Origin of the sequence: Pseudomonas sp. BNK-7, from assembly GCF_048072025.1 — a bacterium.
Classification (GTDB): Bacteria; Pseudomonadota; Gammaproteobacteria; order Pseudomonadales; family Pseudomonadaceae; genus Aquipseudomonas; species Aquipseudomonas danubii.
Genome location: NZ_CP182252.1, coordinates 3,084,726 through 3,104,374, shown reverse-complemented (window position 1 = coordinate 3,104,374; position 19,649 = coordinate 3,084,726). Strand labels below are relative to the sequence as shown.

The following is a 19,649-nucleotide window of genomic DNA, read 5'->3' as shown; positions in this document are numbered from 1 at the left end:
GATTACAACTATCAATCCTGATAGACATCCAGATTTAACATTTTGCGGACAATAAAAAGCCCCGCATCTAACGGGGCACTCAAAACTTAAAATCACTTTCTCTTTGGCGTTGCCTTGGGAAAGAACATGGTATTACTGGCTACCGGCAGCGGCGCAGTTTTCTTTCTGCTACTGACTCGGGATTGTTCTTCGACTTCAAATGCGGCCTGACCGCAACGCACCAAGTTGTTGATTGGGAACTCATCCCCGTTGTCTTCGATATAGGCAAGACTCCTCATATCCCAGCTCCCTCCAACAACCGATCAGTACCGGCAAGCTCCTGATTGCCTGGAAAATACTGACCGTCACGGCAATTCAGACTAGCCAGTCATTTGTCGACCTGCCCTCCAAACCAGACAAGTGCCGACGAGTGGCAAAGCATCAGAGGAAAAAATGATCCAGAGCACATTTCCGGGCTCATGAACCCGACGACCGCCTGATATGGCAGCACGTCCATTCAGAAATCAGCGGGGGCTTGGCATCCAATTGCCTTATGAAGTGGTGGCGTACAAGTCTAGAAATGGAGACATTTTCAGGGAGAGCATCAACACCAGGCTCATCAAATTCGGACCCTTGGGCAGCTCTTTCCATGAGAAAAATCCAGACCATTACCAGCTTGTCAATAGTGCTGTTGAGCGACTGAACAGGAGGTCGCGCGGTGGTAGGCTTTCATGGCGTCACATTACGCGCGTGCCCGATCTGTTCGGATTACTGATAAAGGCAGGTCAGGCTATGCATAAGCCGCATATCAGCCAACTGAAAGGATTCGAACATGAAAAATTCCATAACTGTTCTGGCCGTTTCCGCGACGCTCGCTTTCACCGCAACTGTCGCGAACGCCTCCGTGCATCAGGCCCCGATCAAGGCTCCCCAGACCGTCAATCAGATGACAGCCTCAGTTGACACTCCTTTCGGACCCCATCAGACAACTGGCGAAATCCAGATGGCCAGCCTGGCCAGTAGTTGCTCTGATGATCGATATTCCTGGTGGGAATACAGCGGCTGGGAAATCGTCGGCTGTCTCATAAGCGGCCAGTGGTAACTATTCTGACAGGCCTGGTGCGCGACTTACGCGGTCAACACGCACCAGAGCCTGTCAACCCAGCCACACACGACTTCGAAGATACAGACGCCCTCATACTTTTTACCCGGCAATAGCCCTCGCCAGCAGACAATTGCTTCTGGTTTAGAGGAAACCCTTGTTGCGTCTTCGAAATGGGACTTGAGCAACAAAATACCTTTCCATGTGTATGCTGCCGCGGACAACGCTCGGTGAATTCGACCTCGGCCATTTCGCCGAGATACATACAGCTCATTCACTGCGCAAAGGGGGTAACGCTTAACCAGTTGTTATCCACCCAACGCCACTGAAAAACACCCACCGGCCCCATGCGGGTTCCAGAGGGAGATTTTTCAGACGCCAAAAACCACAAACCCCCGACTTTCTCTAGGAAAATCAGGGGTTTGTGTTTGTAGAATGTGGCGGTGAAGGAGAGATTCGAACTCTCGATACAGTTTCCTGTATACACACTTTCCAGGCGTGCTCCTTAAGCCACTCGGACACTTCACCGTATCTCTTCAAACCGATTCAGTCTGTCGAGGCGCGCTAATGTAGTCGATAGCTTTTCAGATGGCAAACTTTTTTTTCAGAATTTTCATGCGCTTAAGGCCGATCCCTGCTTGAAGGGGATTCGCCCTCCATCGACGACAAGGCAAACCGGCCATTCTCCAGCCTTGCCTACAGTTATATAGAAGAAACCACCCGTTACCCGCAGCGCCATACAGGCCGATGTCAGGTCCCAAGCCTGACTCACCAGTCAGTCACGGCGCTTTACCAGATCTATCGTGGTGGGTAACTTCTGCTGCACTTCAATACAAGGAATTGCGTCATGAGTGAGTTGATTTCCTACCATCTCGAAGACGGTATCGCGACCCTGACCTTGAGCAATGGCAAGGTCAATGCCATCTCCCCGGACGTGATTGCCGCTTTCAATGCCGCGCTGGATCAAGCAACGGCCGATCGCGCAGTGGTGATCATTACCGGTCAGCCAGGGATTCTTTCCGGTGGCTACGATCTCAAAGTGATGACTGCCGGCCCTAAAGAAGCCGTGGCGCTGGTGACCCTGGGTTCGACCCTGGCTCGCCGCCTGCTGTCCCACCCCTTCCCGGTGATCGTCGCCTGCCCCGGCCATGCTGTGGCCAAGGGCGCGTTCCTGCTGCTGTCGGCGGACTACCGTATCGGCGTCGACGGGCCGTTCAGCATCGGCCTCAATGAAGTACAGATCGGCATGACCATGCACCACGCGGGGATCGAGCTGGCCCGTGACCGTCTGCGGCGCTCGGCCTTTCATCGCTCGGTGATCAATGGCGAGATGTTCGATCCCCAGAGTGCTGTGGATGCCGGCTTCCTCGACAAGGTGGTGAGCGCCGAGGAACTGCAAGGCGCCGCCCTGGCTGCCGCGCGTCAACTGAAGAAAATCAACATGCTGGCCCACAAGAACACCAAGCTGAAAGTGCGCAAGGCGCTGCTGGAGACTTTGGACAACGCCATCATCCAGGATCAGGAACACCTGGGCTAAAACACCTGCCTTCCCCGATCCAGCCCGACCTGCGTGTCGGGCTTTTTGCATTGGCCTGAACACCCAGCGCCCACCGCTCTAGACTGCTGCCAGCCATCGCAGTCGGAAACATGCCCTTAAACATCGCCCATCTCCCGGCTGAGAACGGTAATTGCCGAAAACAGTGCACATCCGTACACTGCGCCACCTTTTGTCCCCGGTGGGCCGTTTAGATGCTGTATCTGTTTCGTATGTCGTTGATGGGCCTGCACTTTATCCTGGCCGGCAGCCTGGGCCTGCTGCTGGGGCTGTGCCGCCCGTTCAACCCCGACAACAGCCGCCTGTGCGCCCGCCTCTACGCCTGGCCGGCGATGTGCATTCTGCGCCTGCGGGTCAAAGCCGAAGTCGGGCCACTGATGGACAAACCCGAGAGCTGCGTGATCATCGCCAACCACCAGTCCAACTACGACCTGTTCGTGTTCGGCAACGTGGTACCACGGCGCACCGTGTGCATCGGCAAGAAGAGCCTGAAATGGGTGCCTTTGTTCGGCCAACTGTTCTGGTTGGCGGGCAATGTTCTGATCGATCGCGGCAACCCGCACAAGGCCCGACGCTCGATGCTCACCACCACCCACACCCTGCAGCACAAGAACACCTCGATCTGGGTCTTCCCGGAGGGCACGCGCAACTTCGGCGAAGACCTGCTGCCCTTCAAGAAAGGCGCCTTCCAGATGGCCATCGCCGCCGGCGTGCCGATCGTGCCGGTGTGCGTCAGCAGCTACATCAAGCACATGCACCTGAACCGCTGGAACAGTGGCAAGATCCTTATCCGTTCGCTGCCGGCTATCCCCACGGCCGGGCTGACCATGGACGACATGCCCTTGCTGATTGCCCAGTGCCGCGAGCAGATGCGCGAGTGCATTGCCAACATGGATCGCCAACTGCAAGCGGCCTGAAGCTGCCGGCCCATCTGTGACGCCACCAAGCCCGCCTCGTGCGGGCTTTTATTTGTCGCCGAACTCAAGCTGCGCCAGTGACTCTGATGCTGCATTGCAGGCTAAGCTGCTGCTGATCTGTCATCGCCACCATTGATAAGAAGAAGTGAACCGCAACCATGGGTAGAGTTGTTGCTGCCGCCGTTTATAGCGGCGGGAAGAAAGTCGCTGATATCAGCCTCGACGAAGGGGCTGCCTGGGCCGCAAAACCCGGCCACTTCGTCTGGATCGGCCTGGAAGAACCCAATGCCCACGAGCTGGCCAATCTGCAGCGCCAGTTCAACCTGCACGAACTGGCCATTGAGGACGCCCTGGAGAAACACAGTCGGCCCAAGCTGGAAACCTTCGGCGACGCACTGTTCATCGTCACCTACTCCCCCGTGCGGACCGACGGCAAGCTGGAGTTCATCGAAACCCACATCTTTGCCGGCAACGGTTACATCATCACCGCCCGCAACGGCCAATCGGCTTCCTACGGCTATGTCCGCCAGCGCTGCGAGGCGCGCCCACTGTTGCTCGAGCACGGCGAAGACTTCGTCCTCTATGCCTTGCTGGACTTCGTCACCGAGAACTACCAGCCGGTCAGCGAGGCCATCCACGGGGAAATCGACGAGCTGGAACGCAATGTGCTGAGCAACTCACTGAACGAGCGCGATATCCAGAACCTTCACGGCCTGCGCCGCGACGTGCTGCGCCTGCGCCGTTATGTGGCGCCCATGGTGGAGATCAGCGAGGAGTTGCAGAAGCTCAGCTTTCCGTTCATCGACAAGAACATGCGCCCGTACTTCCGTGATGTGCAGATTCATGTCACTCGGCAGATGGAAGACCTGTCGACCCTGCGCGACATTGCCAGCCAGACCATCGAGATCGGCGTGCTACTGGAGGCTTCCCGGCAAAGCATCGTGCAACGCAAGTTCGCCGCCTGGGCGGCGATCCTGGCGTTTCCAACAGCGGTAGCCGGGATCTACGGGATGAACTTCCAGAACATGCCGGAACTGAGCTGGCACTACGGCTACTTTGGGGTATTAGGCTTCATCAGTGTCGGCTGTGTCGGTCTCTGGGCCAGCTTCAAGCGCTCAGGCTGGCTCTGAGGGACGATGGCCCTGCCCTTGCGGCAGGGCCACAGGCGCACTCAGGCGGCTTCAGGCTTGTGAGCGACGAAGCGCATCATCCACTCCGCAACGGTGGTGCCGTGATGATCGTGCTCAAGGCTGGCCACGCCTTTCTGGTAGATCTGCTCGCCGAGAAACTCCTGGCGCAGATCCAGCAGGGCCCGGGAGTAATCGTGGATGAACTCGGGATGCCCCTGGAAGCACAGCACCTGGTCGTTGATGTGGTAGGCCGCGAAGGGGCAGAAATCGCTGGAGGCGATCACCGTGGCATTTTCCGGCAACGCGGTGACCTGGTCCTGGTGACTGATCAACAGGGTCAGTTCCTCCACCACCGGGCTCATCCACGGGGCCTTGGCCGCCAACTTGTAGCTGTGGGTTCCCACGCCCCAGCCCTGAACCGCCCGCTCGCTCTTGCCCCCCAGGAGCAACGCCAGCAACTGATGACCAAAGCAGATGCCCAACAGCTTGTCGCCGCGCTCGTAGCGACCCAAAAGGTAGGTCCTGAGGGTTTCGATCCAGGGATCGGTACCGAAGGAATCGGCCTTGCTGCCCGTCACCAGATAGGCATCGAACTCCAGCTCATCGCCGGGATACTCGCCCTGGACCACGTTGTAGACGCTGAACTGGGCGGCGATGGGCTGCTGGGAAAACAGACGCTGGAACATCTGCCCGTAACCCTGATATTGATCGACCAGTTCGGGACGCAGGATATCGGTTTCAAGAATGCAGATGCGTAGCGACATAAAAAATTCCTGACAAGGCGATGGCAATAATGAACACCCCAGAGCCTGCCTTGAAATACCACGGCAAGGCAAGCCCCGGGGCGGGTCATTTACTGCATGTCTGCGTCAGAACAACTGGCCCTGGCGGGCCTTTTCCAGAAGCAGCGTCGGCGGAGTGAAACGCTCGCCGTACTGCTCCGCCAGGTACTGCGCACGAGCGACGAAATCCTGCACCCCGTACTGATTGATGAACTGCAGGGCACCACCGCTCCAGACCGCAAAACCGATACCAAAGATCGAACCGATATTGGCGTCAGCGGTGGACTGCAACACGCCCTCCTCCACACAGCGCACAGTTTCGATGGCCTGGATGAACAGCAGGCGGTCGCGCACATCCTGGGGCGAGATCTGCCCGTCGGCCTTGTAGAAGCGCGTGTGCAATTGTGGCCACAGGTGCTTCTGGCCGCCGGCCGGGTAGTCGTAGAAGCCGCCTCCGGCAGCCTTGCCCGCTCGCTTGTATTCGTTGAGCAACAAATCGATCACGGCAAATGCCGGATGCTCGATGGCGGGCCGGCCTTCGGCCTGCAAGTCCTTGGTGGTCTGCTGGCGAATATGGCTCATCAGGCTCAGGGAAACCTCATCGGAGATTGCCAGCGGTCCGACGGGCATCCCGGCCTTGCGCGCCTCGGCTTCGATCATCGGTGCCGCGATGCCTTCGCCCAGCATGGCGATGCCTTCGTTGGTAAACGTACCGAACACCCGGGAGGTGAAGAAACCGCGGCTGTCATTGACCACAATCGGGGTCTTCTTGATCTGCAGGACGAAGTCGAAACCTCGAGCCAGGGTTTCATCGCTGGTCTTCGCCCCTTTGATGATTTCCACCAGAGGCATTTTCTCCACCGGGCTGAAGAAATGCAGACCGATGAACTTGTCCGGATTGGGTACTGCGGTGGCCAGCCCGGTAATGGGCAAGGTGGAGGTGTTGGAGGCAATCACGGCGTCCGCGCCGACCACCTGCTGGGCAGCCCTGGACACCTTGGCCTTGAGTTCTCGATCCTCGAATACGGCTTCGATGATCAGGTCGCAGCCGGCCAGGTCGGTCTCTTCAGCCGTGGTGAGAATCCGCGCCAAGATTGCCTCGCGCTGCTCGTTGCTCATGTGTCCGCGCGCGACTTTTTTCTCCAGTAACGCTGCCGCGTGGGCCTTGCCCTTCTCCGCCGCTTCGCGGCTTATATCCTTGAGCACCACCTCGATGCCTGCGACGGCACTGACGTAGGCAATTCCCGCGCCCATCATCCCGGCACCGAGTACCCCGAGTTTGTTTGTGGTCTGCGGCGCTATGCCTTGAGGACGTGAACCGCCGGCATTGATCTCGTTGAGCTGGAACCAGAAGGTGCCGATCATGTTCTTCGCCACCTGGCCGGTGGTCAGCTCGGTGAAGTAGCGGGTCTCGATCAGTTGCGCGGTGTCGAAGTCCACCTGGGCGCCTTCAACGGCGGCGCAGAGGATCTTCTCCGGTGCCGGGAAGCAGCCCTGGGTCTTGTTCCGCAGGATCGACGGGGCGATGGCCAGCATTTGCGCCACTTTCGGGTTCGCCGGCGTGCCTCCGGGAATCTGATGACCGCGCAGATCCCAAGGTTGCCTGGCGGCCGGGTTGGCCTGAATCCAGGCCCGAGCCTTGGCCAGCAGGTCGTCGCGGTCTGTCGCCAGTTCATCGATCAGGCCAGCCTGCAGCGCCTGCTGCGCACGCACTTTCTTGCCCTCCAGCAAATAAGGCAAGGCCTTCTCCAGGCCCAGCATGCGCACCATGCGCACCACGCCACCGCCACCGGGCAGCAGGCCCAGGGTCACTTCCGGCAGACCGATCTGTAGCGACTTGTCGTCCAGTGCGATTCGGCGATGGCAGGCCAGACAGATCTCCCAGCCACCGCCCAGGGCGGCGCCGTTGATCGCGGCGACCACGGGCTTGCCCAGGTTCTCCAGGGCACGCAACTGGCCCTTGAGGGTCAGCACCATGTCGTAAAAGGCCTTGGCCTGCGGCTTGCCGACCTTGATCAGCTCATTGAGGTCACCACCGGCAAAGAAGGTCTTTTTCGCCGAGGTAATGATCACCCCGGCAATGGAATCCTGTTCGGCCTGCAGCCGGGCCACGGCAGCGGCCATGGCATCGCGGTACACCGCGTTCATGGTATTGGCGCTCTGGCCCGGCATATCGATGGTCAGGACAACGATCTGGTCCTGGCCCTTTTCGTAACGGATGGCATCGGTCATGAAGGAAATTCCTTGAAGTCGGGGCTCAGAGGCGTTCGATGATGGTGGCGATACCCATACCGCCGCCGACACACAGGGTGGCCAGGCCATAGCGCTGGCGCCGGACTTCCAGCTCGTCGAGCAAGGTGCCGAGAATTGCGCAACCGGTGGCGCCCAGTGGATGGCCCATGGCGATGGAGCCGCCGTTGACGTTGACCTTGGCCGGATCGATGGCCATGTCCTTGATGAACTTGAGCACCACCGAGGCAAAGGCTTCGTTGACCTCGAACAGGTCGATGTCCTCGACTCGCAGCCCGGCCTTGGCCAGGGCCTTGCGAGTGGCCGGTGCCGGGCCGGTAAGCATGATGGTGGGATCGGTGCTGGTCACCGCAGTGGCAACGATCCGCGCCCGGGGCTTGAGTCCCAGCTCCCGGCCCTTGGCTTGCGAGCCGATGAGCATCAGCGCCGCACCGTCGACGATTCCTGAGCTGTTGCCCGGGGTGTGCACATGGTTGATGCGTTCCACATGGCTGTAGACCCGCAGCGCAGTGGCGTCGAAGCCCATCTGCCCCATCATCTCGAAACTCGGCTTGAGGTTACCCAGGCCTTCCAGGGTCGAATCGGCACGAATGAACTCGTCGTGGTCCAGCAGCACGATGCCGTTCTGGTCCTGAACCGGCACCAGGGACTTGCCGAAGGCACCGCTGGAGCGCGCACGGGCAGCCTTCTGCTGGGATTGCAGGGCAAAGCGGTCGACGTCCTCGCGGGAGAAACCTTCCAGGGTCGCAATCAGGTCGGCACCTATCCCCTGGGGCGTGAAATGACTGTGCATGTTGGTCTCTGGGTCCAGTACCCAGGCGCCGCCATCACTGCCCATGGGGACCCGCGACATGGACTCGACGCCACCGACCACCACCAGTTCCTCGAAGCCCGAGAGCACCTTCATCGCGCCCAGGTTGACCGCCTCCAGCCCCGAGGCGCAGAAGCGATTGATCTGCACCCCCGCCACGCTCACATCCCAGTCCGCTGCCTGGACGGCGGTCTTGGCGATATCGGCCCCTTGATCGCCGATGGGGGTCACGCAGCCCAGGACCACGTCGTCCACCTGGCTGGTGTCCAGCTCGCAACGTTGTTGCAGGGCCCGCAACAGGCCGGCTACCAGATTCACCGGTTTCACACTGTGCAAGGCGCCATCAGCCTTGCCTTTGCCACGGGGCGTGCGTAACGCATCGAATATCAAAGCTTGGGTCATGACGTCCTCGAACCGCTATCCAGGGGGGAAAAGTCGAGCTCCCACATTAGGCGCGGCAGCGACGGATTCAATGACCGATGCGCTCAGCCGCCTTGACGGTGACGCTCAGACGAACGGTAGGCAGCTAAGCGATCCACCGATGAAGGGTCGCGAGCTGTCTAGCCAAAGGGCGGCCACCCGGTATGCGGGCGGATTTATAGCTTTTTCAGGAAGTGCAGCTATAACTTCATACGAATTGGATCTAAGCCAGAGGATTCAAGGCCCCTAAGGTAGAAACTGTAGGAAGTCCCAGACGGATTCTGCGCCGGGACAGATCAGAAAAAGGACACATAGCCGGCTCATCGTAAAAAGAACAGCGGCCGGCGTGCATAGATGCTCAGGAATAACAACAAAAGGCATTCAGCCATGTTCAAACATTCGAAAGTACGCCAGGCGGGGCTCATTCTCTTTGCAACCACACTGCTGCTGATCTTGCCGAACCTCACCAAAGTGATCGGCTGATCTGTGGCTGCTCGACCAACGAGATAGAAAATCGCCCCCCGGTTCCTACCGGGGGACAGTTTTGCGTGCCAGTCTTCCCGAGGAACTGGAGGACGTTAACAGCATCGGTGCCGAGGGCCTGGCCCAGCAGTTGCGCAACGTGGTGCTGGCCCCCAACGCCACGGTGGTGAGCTAAAGCGACACTGGCCAGCATGCCCTGGAAGCCGAAGATACGCTGGCCAAACGCGGCCATTTCGGTATCGTCAACGGCGGTAACCATGAAAAACTCCGGGCTGCCCTGTTCGACCATGTGTCGCAACCAGAGGATGTACTCCCCGGCGACGAACCCACTGACGACGATCCGATGGACATCAATTGAAAGCTCTCATCCTTTGCGCTGCTCTGTTGTCGAGCAGTCCGCTACACGCTGCGCAACTGCTGATCGACCTGGGCTCAGACAGCCGCACCTGGCAAACCGAAGAACTGCTCAAGCACCCCGAAGCCCGGGACATCCGCATCAAGGACGATGTGTCCTACAAGCGCGAGATGCAGTACCGAGCCGTGCCCATGGCGGCCCTGCTCAAGGGCCTCAAGGCCGAGGACCATCTGCAAGCCGTGGCTCTGGACGGCTTTGCCGCAGAGTTGAACGCCGCGCCCCTGCTCAATCGCAAGGGCGCCCAGGCCTGGCTGGCCATTGAGGCCCCTGACAAACCCTGGCCGTCACTGGCAGCGGACAAGCCCAGCGCCGGACCTTTCTACCTGGTATGGAGCAATCCTGCGGCCGGGCACATCAGCCCCGAGCAATGGCCGTTCCAGGTTGCACGCATTCAGCGCCTGGCGCCGGTGGCGGAGCGTTTCCCGGCCCTGGGCCCGGACCCGAAGCTGGCGGTCGATGATCCAGTCAACCAGGGGTTCGCCCTGTTCCAGAAAAACTGCCTGGCCTGCCACCGACTCAATGGCGCTGGCGACTCTCAGTTCGGACCGGACCTGAACATTCCCTATAACCCCACCGAGTATTTCGGCAGTGATTTTCTCAAGCGCTATATTCGCGATCCGCAAAGCCTGAGGCGCTGGCCCCAGGCGAAAATGCCTGGGTTCAGCAACAGCGTCCTGCCGGATGGGGAGCTGGAATTGTTGCTGGAGTACCTCCGGCATATGGCGGGGCGCAAGCAGATTCCTTGAGTCCCTTTCGCCAGCGAGCCGGCGCTTGCAGAAGTGACTGCTGCTTGCACCATCCTGGTATGCATCTGTTCGCCGGCACCGCCCCGGCGAAAGCCTCGGCCGCGCAGGTAGCCACATCCATTGCCCTCAATGTGTAGGCCATGAGCTGGTTAAGCCCTGCATCAGCTCGACCAGAGCGGCACGATCACAGCGCCTTGCGCATTGCTGACTGGCAAATTCACGCAACGCTTCATCAGCCTCGCTCAGGCGAGCACCTGCTGGCGCTCACTGTCGTGGGGCGTCAGGCTCAAGTAGTGGGTGCTGGTTCGTACCGGATGCTGGTGCTGGTAGCGATAGGCGGTTGCGTGGCTGATGGAGAGTCTCACGCCGCCTCCAGGTAGGCACGGTGAATGGCATCGCCCAACTGGCGCACCCGGGGAATGAAGTCGGTGAGCCAGGCATGCAGGCCCTCGTCGAGAATTTCATCAATGCCGATGCAGCGCAGACGCGCATTCATCTGCGCCGCAAGACGCTGGGCCGGAAGCCCGTTGTCCCCTGGCAGGCTGGCGAGGATCTGGTCGATCTCCTCGATGCAGGCGCGCAACGAGCGCGGCACATCGGCATGCAACAGCAGCAACTGGGCGACATGCCGGGCTCCGGGAGCTTCGCGGTAGATCTCGGTATAGGCCTCGAAGGACGACAGGGCGCGAAGCAAGGCGCCCCATTGGTAATACGCACGGGCGGTACCGTCACCGACCGCATCAACCTGGTCGCCAGTCATCTCGTAGCGAGCATCCAGCAGGCGCAGGGTGTTGTCGGCCCGTTCGATAAAGGTGCCCAGGCGGATAAACCGGAAGGCATCGTTGCGCATGATGGTGCCGTAGGAGGCTCCGCGAAACAGGTGGCAGCGCTCCTTGATCCATTCGCAAAAGCGGTTCATGCCGTAGGTACTGAGACCTTGGCGGGCAATCTGTTGAATATCCAGCCAGGTGGCGTTGACGTTTTCCCACATATCGGCGGTGATCCGCCCGCGTACCGCGTGGGCACAGGCCCGGGCCGAACCCAGGCAACTGTAGATACTGGCCGGATTGGCAGCATCCAGGGCAAAGAACTGCAACAACCGCTCGGCAAGCAGCGTCTCATGGCGAGCCTGGTAGTCTTCAAGGGTGCCGGTGATCAACAGCGGCATGGCCAGTTCGTGCAGGCCGTCACCGTGCCCATCCTGAGGCATCAGCGACAGCGAATAGCTGACGTCGAGCATCCGCGCGAGGTTTTCCGCGCGCTCCAGATAACGGGACATCCAGTACAGGTCTGAAGCGGTTCGACTCAACATGGCAGGCGTCCTTAATCCTCCACTACCCAGGTGTCCTTAGTGCCGCCAACCTGGGAGGAGTTCACCACCAGGGAGCCTTCACGCAGGGCCACACGAGTAAGACCACCGGACACCACACGGGTTTCGCGATCGGCGAGGACAGGCAGCAACCTGGCGTGTCTACCCTCGCTGCGCGAAGCCGCTGCCCCTCCTTTGTACGTAATGGCCAGGCGCAGGTTTTGGCTATCACCAGCATAGTCAGAGTTGATTTCACCGCCGGGGGACACACGGGGATAATCGCCCCATCGAGCAAACACTTCACCAAGCCTGATGAAGTTGCTGCTGCAACCTTGATGACGCCGATGACAACCGGGTCCGGGCTCTCCCGACCGGTTCCCTCTCCTGACCGGTCTTCCCTTTTAGCCACCCTATCGGGTGGCTTTTTTTTTGCCTTTGCGGCCCCTGAAAACACAATTGGCCGACCCGCAGGCCAGCCAATTGTCAGTCTCGATGCACACAACCTTAGCTATAACAGACGCCCACGGATCTCCTGTTTCACCCCCCAGCCTTCAATGATACCGCCCAGGGGTTCGACCACTGCCTCGAAGTCCTGTTCAAAATCCCCGATGCCGCCATGGGTGGCGTACATCACCTTGCTCAACTCCAGATACCAGGCGCCGTCGTCACGCACGCTGACCTGGGCATTCAAGGATTCACCGCGAAACTGTCCTGCCGCCCTGCGTGCCCGCTCCTCATCCGGGAAAATGGCGTAGAACTCGATGGGATGGAATCGTGAAAAGTCAAAACCGCCTTCTTTCATGCGGCGCAACACACTGCTGCTGAGGTCTTCTTGAAAGGCTGTGCTCATGAAACGTCCTCCTCAAACCGATGGATAGACTTTCCGTGCTTCCCGACCCGCCGGCCAAAAGTGACCGACATCACGACCCGGGGCGGGTCGTCAGGAAACAAGCATGGAGCTGACAAGATCAGAGCTTAGCGAAGAATTCGCTGATCTCGTTTGCAGATTAGCGCCAACACCTGGACGACGCCAGAAATTGCTGTCGGAGCCCTCTCTGCTCTCATTACATCGGCGTAATGCTGAGAATCTGAATGCTGTTCTGCTCTTTCAAACTCTTGAGGGTGGGGGCATCGGTGCGCCCATCCAGATCATTGAGATCCAGTTCGGCACTCACAGGCAGCAACCTGGCCCGGACCAATTGTGCGGCGCGTTCCAACGTCGGTTGCTGATCGCAATCGAACTGCTCGACGGACTGGACGCCATGATCATCCACGAAAGTGACTTGCCACTTTTGCATCAACGCCTCCTTGATAGCCCCATGAGTGGACCTACAGCATCTCGACCTTGAGTGCGAGGCAAACGTTCCACAGTGCTGGCGGGGACAAACCAATAAAAAGACCGCCCGGAGGCGGCCTTGATGAATCCCGTGGACAATCAGCCGATTACGGCTTTTCGGCACGGGCCTTGAGCGCCTTCAAAGTGTTGAAGGGCGCGTCCACCACGAACTTGTTGGCCAGCCAGGACGGCACGCTGCCACCCGGCTCGGTATGCACCTGGTAGGTCACTTCCACCTGATCGGCCCCTTTGGGCACAAACTTCCAGTAACCCTCAACCTGGGACACACGCACGAAGCCTTTCTCTTCGGGAATGTAGGTGGGCACGCCTTCCAGCTTACGGGTCAGGCTGCCATCGGCGGCCTCGCTGGAGGTAATGTGCAGCACCGAGTCACGGGCAGTCACTGGCCAGGGGGTATTGAACTGAGTGTAGGTCCAGCTTTGATCGCCCTCATGCTTGAGCAGCTTCTGGCTCTTGCACTCATGAATCCAGGAGCAGGCACCGGCCACGTCTTCCTGCAGCGCGCGAAGCTTGGCGATGGAGGTCTTCATGGTGGTGACGCCGCGATAGGCCTTGTATTTGGAACCGGCCACTTCACTCAAGGAAATCTTGATGCCGTCTTCATCCTTGGCCGTTTGCCAATCTTCGGCGTGGGCCGTTGCCGACAGCAGCACGGTTAAACCACAGAGCACAGCAATTCGATGCAGCGAACCCATTGTCTTATTCCTTATTGTTGAAGTTCCGTTCATTAAAACTAAGCAGCCGTCACTTGTTCCCACCAACCGAGCAAACGGATGGCGTCTTCTCGACTTTCGCCACACACCTCAGGGTCCGCCTGAAATGCCCCACAAACCGCTGGCCGCTCCGGCCTACCGAAAAGACCGCACAGGTGTTCGACAGAAAGGTGCAGGCAACGTTCTCCCGCCGGCTTGCCATTGGGCATTCCGGGAATCGGCGTACTGATAGAAGGGGCAATGCAGCAAGCGCCACAACCTTCACGGCAGTTCATGACGAAAAGCTCCTCGCGACAAGCATAGTGTTGAATGAGGCCGGACAAGAGTAACCGCTAAAACAGCCGTTTAAAATTACTCAAAGAACGGATTTGACGCACAACCGTGCGTGACTGATCAGTCTCCGACAAAGTGCCGGTCAACTCGGTCACAGAGTGGTTGATGAATTTACTGCTTGAACTCGAAATCCAGGGCAGCACCCTCGATATCCCGACGCTCCTCGTTGCGTAACTGCAGCTGCATTTCGTTGCTGAGCAATCGACCGTTGAGTTGGAACGGACTGCTGTCCTTGGGCTTCTCGCCAAACATCTGCGGCAGCAGAGGCTCGCGCTTGGGCAGCGGCAGCGCTCCCAAAGGCTGCAAGTGCTTGACCATTTCCGGTGGCAGGCTCAAGTCGAGCTTGGGGCTGGCCAGAGGTGTGTTGATATCTTGATAGGCCCACTTGGACTTGGCCTTCTTGGGCGCAGGCTTGGTCTTTTTCTTGGGCTGGGCTTTGCTGGCATTGGCGGACGGCTTGGTCTTGCTCGCTGGAGCCTGCTTGGTGCTGGAGGCCTTGCTTGAATGAGTAACGCTGGCAGCCGGTTTATCCGGGGTCGAGGCCGCCTGGACAGGCGCCGCAACGACTCCCAAGAGGCAGGCACTCAACCAGATGGCAGGAAAAAAGGCTTTCATAAAGGCAGGTAGATCGACAAAAGGTGCCCTATGCTCGCTTGTTGCAAGCCCCATGACAAGCATGGGACCGCACTGTCTAGAATCCGCCGGACGCTTCTTGGCATAACTGACTGGCGAGCATGCCCAGGGTCATCAAGGCTCGCTCGGCCTCGCGGTTCCAAGGTGTCCCGCAATTCAGGCGCACGCAGTGGTTGAACTGTTCGGTGTTACTGAAGATCAACCCCGGAGCGATGCTGATGCCCTGCTGCAAAGCCCGCACGTGCAGTTCCTGGGTGTTGACCCGTCCCGGCAGGCTGACCCAGAGAATGAACCCGCCGTTGGGCCGGGTAATCTGCGTACCTTCCGGAAAATGCTGCTGCACCGCCAGTTGAAAGGCGCTGAGGTTCTTGCGGTATTCCTGGCGGATGTAGCGCAGATGACGGTCATAACCACCGTTCTCCAGATACGCCGCAACCCCCATCTGCGTCACGCTGCACGCGGAATGGGTACTGAAGGTCTGCAGGCGCTGGATCTCCTGCTGATACTTGCCAGCAATCATCCAGCCGATACGCACTCCCGGCGATAGGGTCTTGGAGAAGCTTGAGCAGTAGATCACCCGGTCCAGGCGGTCATAGGCCTTGAGGGCCTTGGTGCGCCCTACTTCGAACATCAACTCGCCGTAGATATCGTCCTCGACCACCTGGATATCGAAGTCCGAAGCCAGGCGCAGCAGTTGCTTCTGCCGCTCCTCCGGCATGGTTCCACCCAGGGGGTTGCTCAGGCGCGTAGTCAGTACCAGGGCCTTGATCGACCATTGGTTGGCCGCCAGCTGCAGGGCCTCAAGGCTCATGCCCGTAGAGGGGTCGCTGGGAATCTCGATAACCTTGAGCCCCAGCAGGTCCGCCAGTTGCAGCAGCCCGTAATAGGTCGGCGATTCCGCGGCGATCAAATCACCCGGCCGGGTCAGGACCCGTAGGGACATCTGCAAGGCATCGACGCATCCATGGGTAATCACCACTTCCGAAGGGTCGACCACGACCCCGGCATCGCGCATGCGAATCGCCACCTGACGCCGCAAGGGCTCGAATCCCGGGCTGAACATATAGCTGAACGCCCGCGGACTGTGAAAACGCGTGACCTTGGCCAATTGCTGGTGCAGCGCCCGCACCGGCAAATAGTCAACGCTGGGCACTGCCGCCCCCAGGGGAAACACTCCCTCGCGACGGGACTCCACCAGCACCTGCTGAATAATGCTGCTGCGCGTGACCAGTCCCGGACGTTCGACCCGAGCAATATCCGGGGTCGGCGCGGTCAGAGCCGGAGTCTGGTGCACGTAGTAACCCGATTGGGGACGCGCGCGGATCAGTCCCTGATCTTCCAGATTGGCGTAGGCCTGGAGCACCGTGGCGTGGCTGACATTGAGCTGCGAGCTCATCTTGCGCACCGACGGTACGCGCTCCCCCGGCTGGTAGACACCACGGCGAATATCCTCAGCCAGTTGCTGAGCGATACGTTGATAGAGCAAGAGATTGGTCATGGCGCAGCACTCGATTTCACGGCGTTTTATTCTTGTGTGAAACAATACCGGCACAGTTTAGAAGTGTACTGGGACAGTTTCTACAATAGTCGAGGACACAGGGCAGTGAAAAGTAGAACTGTCGAGTTTTTGCGACACCCTCAGACATAAAAAAACCCAACGCTTGCGAGGCGTCGGGCTTTTCAGGGGCAAAAGGATCAGTGTTTCAGCGAGCAGCGCCGAGTTGGCCCTTGTCGTCGGAGAAGACGATTTCCACCCGACGGTTCTGCGCCCGGCCCCGCTCGGAGGCATTGGCTTCCACTGGGTACTCGTCACCATAGCCCTGGACATGGACACGCTTTTCGTCGATTCCCAGGTCCACCAGCACATCGGCCACCGCCTGGGCACGATCGCGAGACAGCTGCAGGTTGCTCTGACGCTCCCCGGTGTTATCGGTGTAGCCCTCGATGCGCACCACGCGCTTAGGGTTCAGCTGGAGGAACTGCACCACCTTGAGCACCGTGCGGTTCGCCGAACTCTTCAACTCGGCTTCACCGGTGTCGAACAGCACGTCTCCCAGAGTCATCACCAGACCACGATCGGTCTGGGTGGTGGCCAGGCTGATGATCTGCTCTTCGAGCCATTTGCCCTGCTGCTGCACACTCAGCAACTTGGCCTCACGCAGGGCCAGTTGCAGACGTTGACGCTCCAGCTCGAGCTTGGCCGCACGCTCCTGATTCAGCGCCTGCTCGGTGTGCTCACGGGCGATTTCGCTGTAACGACGGCTCAGGTAGGCATAGTGCTCCACGTCGCCACCGCTGCCCCAGTAGGTCGACAGACGATCGGCGCGAGCCAGGGACTCACCCGCACGTATCACGTCCTTGGGCGCGATACGCAGCACATTGGAGTCTTCCTTGACCTTCTGGAAGTCGTTGCCGGCTTGCTGCAAGGCCTCCTCACTGTGCTGGCCGGCGCAGCCATAGAGACCGGCGCAGGCCAACAGCACAGCGCCGCCGAAGATACGGATAGAGAGGCTCATTGGGCGTCTCCCAACTGCTTGCGCAGGCGCGTAATGCGAGTATTGAGCACATTCACCTGCTCCTGGCTTTTCTGAGTCAGGACCTTGGCTTCTGCCAGACGCGCATCCAGCTCGGCCTGCTCGGCGCGCATCCGCGCCTTCTTGTACGACTCATCCTGCATATTGCCCTGGGCACGGGCGAACTTGTCTTCGGCCAGTTTCAACTCAGGCATGTCCTCGGCCGAAGCCCCCACGGCCTTGGCTTGTTCCAGGGCCTGGGCAGTAAGGCGCATCTGCTCGTTGGGCGCCGGATCGGTTGCACAACCCGCCAAGGCCAACAGGGCCAGGGCAGCGAAAAGAGGTCGAATAGTCACACGTGATTCCTACGGTTTTGGGCTGCTGACGGGTTGCTGCAACTGGGCCTTCCAGCGCTCCAGATTGCGCTGCAGCAAGGCCTCCGTCAGACCGGACGCGGGCAATTCTGTCATCTTTTTTGCCAACTGTCCGCGCAACCATGGATCATTGCAGGCGGAGTTGTGGGACAAGGCCAGGAACAGCCCCGGTTTGTCGACAGGCTGGGGAAAGGACACCAGATCCGCCGCCATCCCCAAGGACTGGGCCATGGCCATGCCCGCGTAACGCGGCGCCAGAACATAGTCCACTTCCCCCAGGAGCAAGGTCTGGAAAACCTGGGTCAGATTCGGTAAAGGCTTGAGTTGCAGATGCTCCTTGGCCATAGCCTGAAAGGGCTGGGTCAGCCTGGCCTTTTCCGATACCGCGCCGGGATGGCCGACAAGATCCAACGGCTGGGTGTAGCTCAGGGTGGAGTCCTTGCGGGTCCACACCAGGTAGTCGTTCTGCACCAGGGCCGGATGGATGTAGTCCAGGGACTCCAGTTCGTTCAAGGTCAGGGGCGCGTCAGCTAGCAGATCCATGCGCCCACTGCGCACTTCATCCAAGGCCTCGGAACGTTTGCCGGCGTACAGCAACTCGATCTTGAGCCCCAACTCTCCCGCCACCTGCTGCAATAGATCGGCACTGGCCCCTATCAGGTGCTTGGGATTCTGCGGATCGCGCCACAGGTAGGGTGGTGCATCCGGGCTGCCGGTGACCACCAGGCGTTCGCACTTGCCCGCAGCCATCGACAGCGATGGCAACAACGCCAGACCCAACAGCGCTGACCAGCCCCTCATGCGGCGCAGATCCATGGCGAAATTCTCCCCAACAAAAAACAGACAAAAAAAAGCCCGGCCAAAGGGCCGGGCTCTTTATAAGTGAAGCCGCCGGATTAGACCAGCTTCTCCAACTCAGGTACGGCTTCGAACAAGTCCGCCACCAGACCGTAGTCGGCCACCTGGAAGATCGGAGCTTCTTCGTCCTTGTTGATCGCAACGATCACCTTGGAATCCTTCATGCCTGCCAGGTGCTGGATCGCGCCGGAGATACCGACGGCGATGTACAGCTGTGGCGCGACGATCTTGCCGGTCTGGCCGACCTGCATGTCGTTGGGCACGAAGCCTGCGTCCACGGCTGCGCGGGAGGCGCCGACCGCTGCGCCAAGCTTGTCGGCCAGGGCGTACAGGTGCTTGAAGTTGTCACCGTTCTGCATGCCACGGCCGCCGGAAACGACGATCTTGGCAGCGGTGAGTTCAGGACGATCGGACTTGGCCAGTTCTTCGCCAACGAAGCTCGACTTGCCGGCATCGTGAGCAGCGCCAACGGCTTCAACCGCAGCCGAACCACCTTCAGCAGCAACGGCGTCGAAGCCGGTAGCCCGCACGGTGATGACTTTCACGGCAGCCGAGGACTGCACGGTAGCGATGGCGTTACCGGCATAGATCGGACGCTTGAAGGTGTCAGCGCTTTCTACCGAGATGATCTCGGATATCTGGTCAACGTCCAGCTGAGCGGCAACCCGCGGCAGGATGTTCTTACCGTTGGAGGTAGCGGCAGCCAGGATGTGGCTGTAGCCAGCACCCAGCTCGGCCACCAGCGGCGCAACGTTTTCCGGCAGTTGGTGAGCGTAGGCGGCATTGTCCGCCACCAGCACTTTGGCCACGCCAGCGATTTTTGCAGCGGCTTCGGCCACAGCGCCAACGCCCTGGCCGGCTACCAGTACATGAACGTCACCACCGATTTTGGCGGCGGCGGCAACGGTGTTCAGGGTGGCCGGAGCCAGCGCCTTGTTATCGTGTTCGGCGATTACCAAGATAGTCATG

General features: G+C 59.6%; 19 protein-coding genes, 1 tRNA gene and 2 pseudogenes. 5 read left to right on the top strand and 17 right to left on the bottom strand.

From position 1 onward, the window contains the following. Window positions 1–811 precede the first annotated feature (811 nt). Window positions 812–1,081 (top strand): hypothetical protein, encoded by a 270-nt coding sequence (locus tag ACMGF8_RS14530; RefSeq protein ID WP_102863872.1) that lies wholly within the window; start codon window positions 812–814, stop codon window positions 1,079–1,081. A 438-nt stretch (window positions 1,082–1,519) separates the two neighbouring features. Here ACMGF8_RS14530 and ACMGF8_RS14525 read toward each other — a convergent pair. Beyond that, a tRNA-Ser gene (locus ACMGF8_RS14525) sits at window positions 1,520–1,609 on the bottom strand. 319 nt (window positions 1,610–1,928) lie between these two features. Between ACMGF8_RS14525 and ACMGF8_RS14520 the strand changes: the two genes are divergently transcribed. The 3 genes from ACMGF8_RS14520 (at window position 1,929) to ACMGF8_RS14510 (ending at window position 4,683) form a co-directional block, all read left to right on the top strand. Beyond that, window positions 1,929–2,618: a crotonase/enoyl-CoA hydratase family protein gene (locus ACMGF8_RS14520; protein ID WP_102878956.1), complete on the top strand. Its 690-nt coding sequence runs from the start codon at window positions 1,929–1,931 to the stop codon at window positions 2,616–2,618. 212 nt (window positions 2,619–2,830) lie between these two features. Further along, the gene (locus tag ACMGF8_RS14515; protein WP_102863874.1) at window positions 2,831–3,553 is read left to right on the top strand and encodes a lysophospholipid acyltransferase family protein; all 723 of its coding nucleotides are present in this window, start codon (window positions 2,831–2,833) and stop codon (window positions 3,551–3,553) included. Window positions 3,554–3,711: 158 nt separating this feature from the next. Next, the gene (locus ACMGF8_RS14510) at window positions 3,712–4,683 is read left to right on the top strand and encodes a magnesium and cobalt transport protein CorA (protein WP_102863875.1); all 972 of its coding nucleotides are present in this window, start codon (window positions 3,712–3,714) and stop codon (window positions 4,681–4,683) included. A 41-nt stretch (window positions 4,684–4,724) separates the two neighbouring features. Here the strand turns inward: ACMGF8_RS14510 and ACMGF8_RS14505 are convergent, their stop codons facing one another. The 3 genes from ACMGF8_RS14505 to ACMGF8_RS14495 all read right to left on the bottom strand — a co-directional run bounded on the left by ACMGF8_RS14505 (window position 4,725) and on the right by ACMGF8_RS14495 (window position 8,928). Next, complete coding sequence (locus ACMGF8_RS14505) at window positions 4,725–5,447, bottom strand: amidotransferase (protein ID WP_102863876.1); 723 nt, start codon at window positions 5,445–5,447, stop codon at window positions 4,725–4,727. 105 nt (window positions 5,448–5,552) lie between these two features. Next, window positions 5,553–7,697 carry a 3-hydroxyacyl-CoA dehydrogenase NAD-binding domain-containing protein gene (locus tag ACMGF8_RS14500; RefSeq protein WP_416760014.1) on the bottom strand — a complete coding sequence of 715 codons (2,145 nt, stop codon included), beginning with the start codon at window positions 7,695–7,697 and terminating at the stop codon, window positions 5,553–5,555. Window positions 7,698–7,722: 25 nt separating this feature from the next. Then, on the bottom strand, window positions 7,723–8,928 hold the full coding sequence (locus ACMGF8_RS14495) for an acetyl-CoA C-acetyltransferase (protein WP_102863878.1): 1,206 nt from the start codon (window positions 8,926–8,928) through the stop codon (window positions 7,723–7,725). A gap of 855 nt (window positions 8,929–9,783) precedes the next feature. Between ACMGF8_RS14495 and ACMGF8_RS14490 the strand changes: the two genes are divergently transcribed. After that, window positions 9,784–10,590, top strand: coding sequence for a c-type cytochrome (locus ACMGF8_RS14490; protein ID WP_102863879.1), 807 nt, complete (start codon window positions 9,784–9,786; stop codon window positions 10,588–10,590). An 82-nt stretch (window positions 10,591–10,672) separates the two neighbouring features. On the opposite strand, the pseudogene ACMGF8_RS14485 reads toward ACMGF8_RS14490, so the two are convergent. The 13 genes and pseudogenes from ACMGF8_RS14485 to ACMGF8_RS14425 all read right to left on the bottom strand — a co-directional run. Further along, a pseudogene (locus ACMGF8_RS14485) lies at window positions 10,673–10,955 on the bottom strand (transglutaminase N-terminal domain-containing protein); the annotation flags it as partial. Continuing rightward, on the bottom strand, window positions 10,952–11,902 hold the full coding sequence (locus tag ACMGF8_RS14480; RefSeq protein ID WP_102863880.1) for an alpha-E domain-containing protein: 951 nt from the start codon (window positions 11,900–11,902) through the stop codon (window positions 10,952–10,954). The pseudogene ACMGF8_RS14485 and the gene ACMGF8_RS14480, both read right to left, overlap by 4 nt. An 11-nt stretch (window positions 11,903–11,913) precedes the next feature. After that, a pseudogene (locus ACMGF8_RS14475) lies at window positions 11,914–12,021 on the bottom strand (hypothetical protein); the annotation flags it as partial. 386 nt (window positions 12,022–12,407) lie between these two features. Further along, window positions 12,408–12,749 carry a ribonuclease E inhibitor RraB gene (locus ACMGF8_RS14470; protein WP_102863882.1) on the bottom strand — a complete coding sequence of 114 codons (342 nt, stop codon included), beginning with the start codon at window positions 12,747–12,749 and terminating at the stop codon, window positions 12,408–12,410. A gap of 214 nt (window positions 12,750–12,963) precedes the next feature. Then, entirely contained in the window at window positions 12,964–13,197 is a 234-nt protein-coding gene (locus tag ACMGF8_RS14465) for a hypothetical protein (RefSeq protein ID WP_102863883.1), read from the bottom strand. A 145-nt stretch (window positions 13,198–13,342) separates the two neighbouring features. Further along, window positions 13,343–13,951, bottom strand: a complete 609-nt coding sequence (locus ACMGF8_RS14460) for an START domain-containing protein (protein ID WP_102863884.1) — start codon at window positions 13,949–13,951, stop codon at window positions 13,343–13,345. Between the two features lie 38 nt (window positions 13,952–13,989). Continuing rightward, complete coding sequence (locus ACMGF8_RS14455) at window positions 13,990–14,244, bottom strand: YkgJ family cysteine cluster protein (protein WP_102863885.1); 255 nt, start codon at window positions 14,242–14,244, stop codon at window positions 13,990–13,992. A 169-nt stretch (window positions 14,245–14,413) separates the two neighbouring features. Then, window positions 14,414–14,917, bottom strand: coding sequence for a translation initiation factor 2 (locus tag ACMGF8_RS14450; RefSeq protein ID WP_416760009.1), 504 nt, complete (start codon window positions 14,915–14,917; stop codon window positions 14,414–14,416). Window positions 14,918–14,993: 76 nt separating this feature from the next. Beyond that, entirely contained in the window at window positions 14,994–16,433 is a 1,440-nt protein-coding gene (locus ACMGF8_RS14445) for a PLP-dependent aminotransferase family protein (protein WP_102863887.1), read from the bottom strand. 205 nt (window positions 16,434–16,638) lie between these two features. Then, a complete protein-coding gene (locus ACMGF8_RS14440; RefSeq protein WP_102863888.1) occupies window positions 16,639–17,451 on the bottom strand; it encodes an OmpA family protein in 813 nt (270 codons plus the stop codon). After that, window positions 17,448–17,804: a DUF4398 domain-containing protein gene (locus ACMGF8_RS14435; RefSeq protein WP_102863889.1), complete on the bottom strand. Its 357-nt coding sequence runs from the start codon at window positions 17,802–17,804 to the stop codon at window positions 17,448–17,450. Before ACMGF8_RS14435 ends, ACMGF8_RS14440 begins: the two co-directional genes overlap by 4 nt. Window positions 17,805–17,813: 9 nt before the next feature. Then, a complete protein-coding gene (locus tag ACMGF8_RS14430) occupies window positions 17,814–18,638 on the bottom strand; it encodes a substrate-binding periplasmic protein (protein WP_102863890.1) in 825 nt (274 codons plus the stop codon). Between the two features lie 80 nt (window positions 18,639–18,718). After that, on the bottom strand, window positions 18,719–19,648 hold the full coding sequence (locus ACMGF8_RS14425) for an electron transfer flavoprotein subunit alpha/FixB family protein (protein ID WP_025128724.1): 930 nt from the start codon (window positions 19,646–19,648) through the stop codon (window positions 18,719–18,721). Window position 19,649 lies beyond the last annotated feature (1 nt).

Bases quoted from the DNA above. Each gene is read 5' to 3' on its own strand.
- ACMGF8_RS14530 (WP_102863872.1), top strand. From the start codon at position 812: ATGAAAAATTCCATAACTGTTCTGGCCGTTTCCGCGACGCTCGCTTTC.
- ACMGF8_RS14520 (WP_102878956.1), top strand. From the start codon at position 1,929: ATGAGTGAGTTGATTTCCTACCATCTCGAAGACGGTATCGCGACCCTG.
- ACMGF8_RS14515 (WP_102863874.1), top strand. From the start codon at position 2,831: ATGCTGTATCTGTTTCGTATGTCGTTGATGGGCCTGCACTTTATCCTG.
- ACMGF8_RS14510 (WP_102863875.1), top strand. From the start codon at position 3,712: ATGGGTAGAGTTGTTGCTGCCGCCGTTTATAGCGGCGGGAAGAAAGTC.
- ACMGF8_RS14505 (WP_102863876.1), bottom strand. From the start codon at position 5,447: ATGTCGCTACGCATCTGCATTCTTGAAACCGATATCCTGCGTCCCGAA.
- ACMGF8_RS14500 (WP_416760014.1), bottom strand. From the start codon at position 7,697: ATGACCGATGCCATCCGTTACGAAAAGGGCCAGGACCAGATCGTTGTC.
- ACMGF8_RS14495 (WP_102863878.1), bottom strand. From the start codon at position 8,928: ATGACCCAAGCTTTGATATTCGATGCGTTACGCACGCCCCGTGGCAAA.
- ACMGF8_RS14480 (WP_102863880.1), bottom strand. From the start codon at position 11,902: ATGTTGAGTCGAACCGCTTCAGACCTGTACTGGATGTCCCGTTATCTG.
- ACMGF8_RS14470 (WP_102863882.1), bottom strand. From the start codon at position 12,749: ATGAGCACAGCCTTTCAAGAAGACCTCAGCAGCAGTGTGTTGCGCCGC.
- ACMGF8_RS14465 (WP_102863883.1), bottom strand. From the start codon at position 13,197: ATGCAAAAGTGGCAAGTCACTTTCGTGGATGATCATGGCGTCCAGTCC.
- ACMGF8_RS14460 (WP_102863884.1), bottom strand. From the start codon at position 13,951: ATGGGTTCGCTGCATCGAATTGCTGTGCTCTGTGGTTTAACCGTGCTG.
- ACMGF8_RS14455 (WP_102863885.1), bottom strand. From the start codon at position 14,244: ATGAACTGCCGTGAAGGTTGTGGCGCTTGCTGCATTGCCCCTTCTATC.
- ACMGF8_RS14450 (WP_416760009.1), bottom strand. From the start codon at position 14,917: ATGAAAGCCTTTTTTCCTGCCATCTGGTTGAGTGCCTGCCTCTTGGGA.
- ACMGF8_RS14445 (WP_102863887.1), bottom strand. From the start codon at position 16,433: ATGACCAATCTCTTGCTCTATCAACGTATCGCTCAGCAACTGGCTGAG.
- ACMGF8_RS14440 (WP_102863888.1), bottom strand. From the start codon at position 17,451: ATGAGCCTCTCTATCCGTATCTTCGGCGGCGCTGTGCTGTTGGCCTGC.
- ACMGF8_RS14430 (WP_102863890.1), bottom strand. From the start codon at position 18,638: ATGGATCTGCGCCGCATGAGGGGCTGGTCAGCGCTGTTGGGTCTGGCG.
- ACMGF8_RS14425 (WP_025128724.1), bottom strand. From the start codon at position 19,648: ATGACTATCTTGGTAATCGCCGAACACGATAACAAGGCGCTGGCTCCG.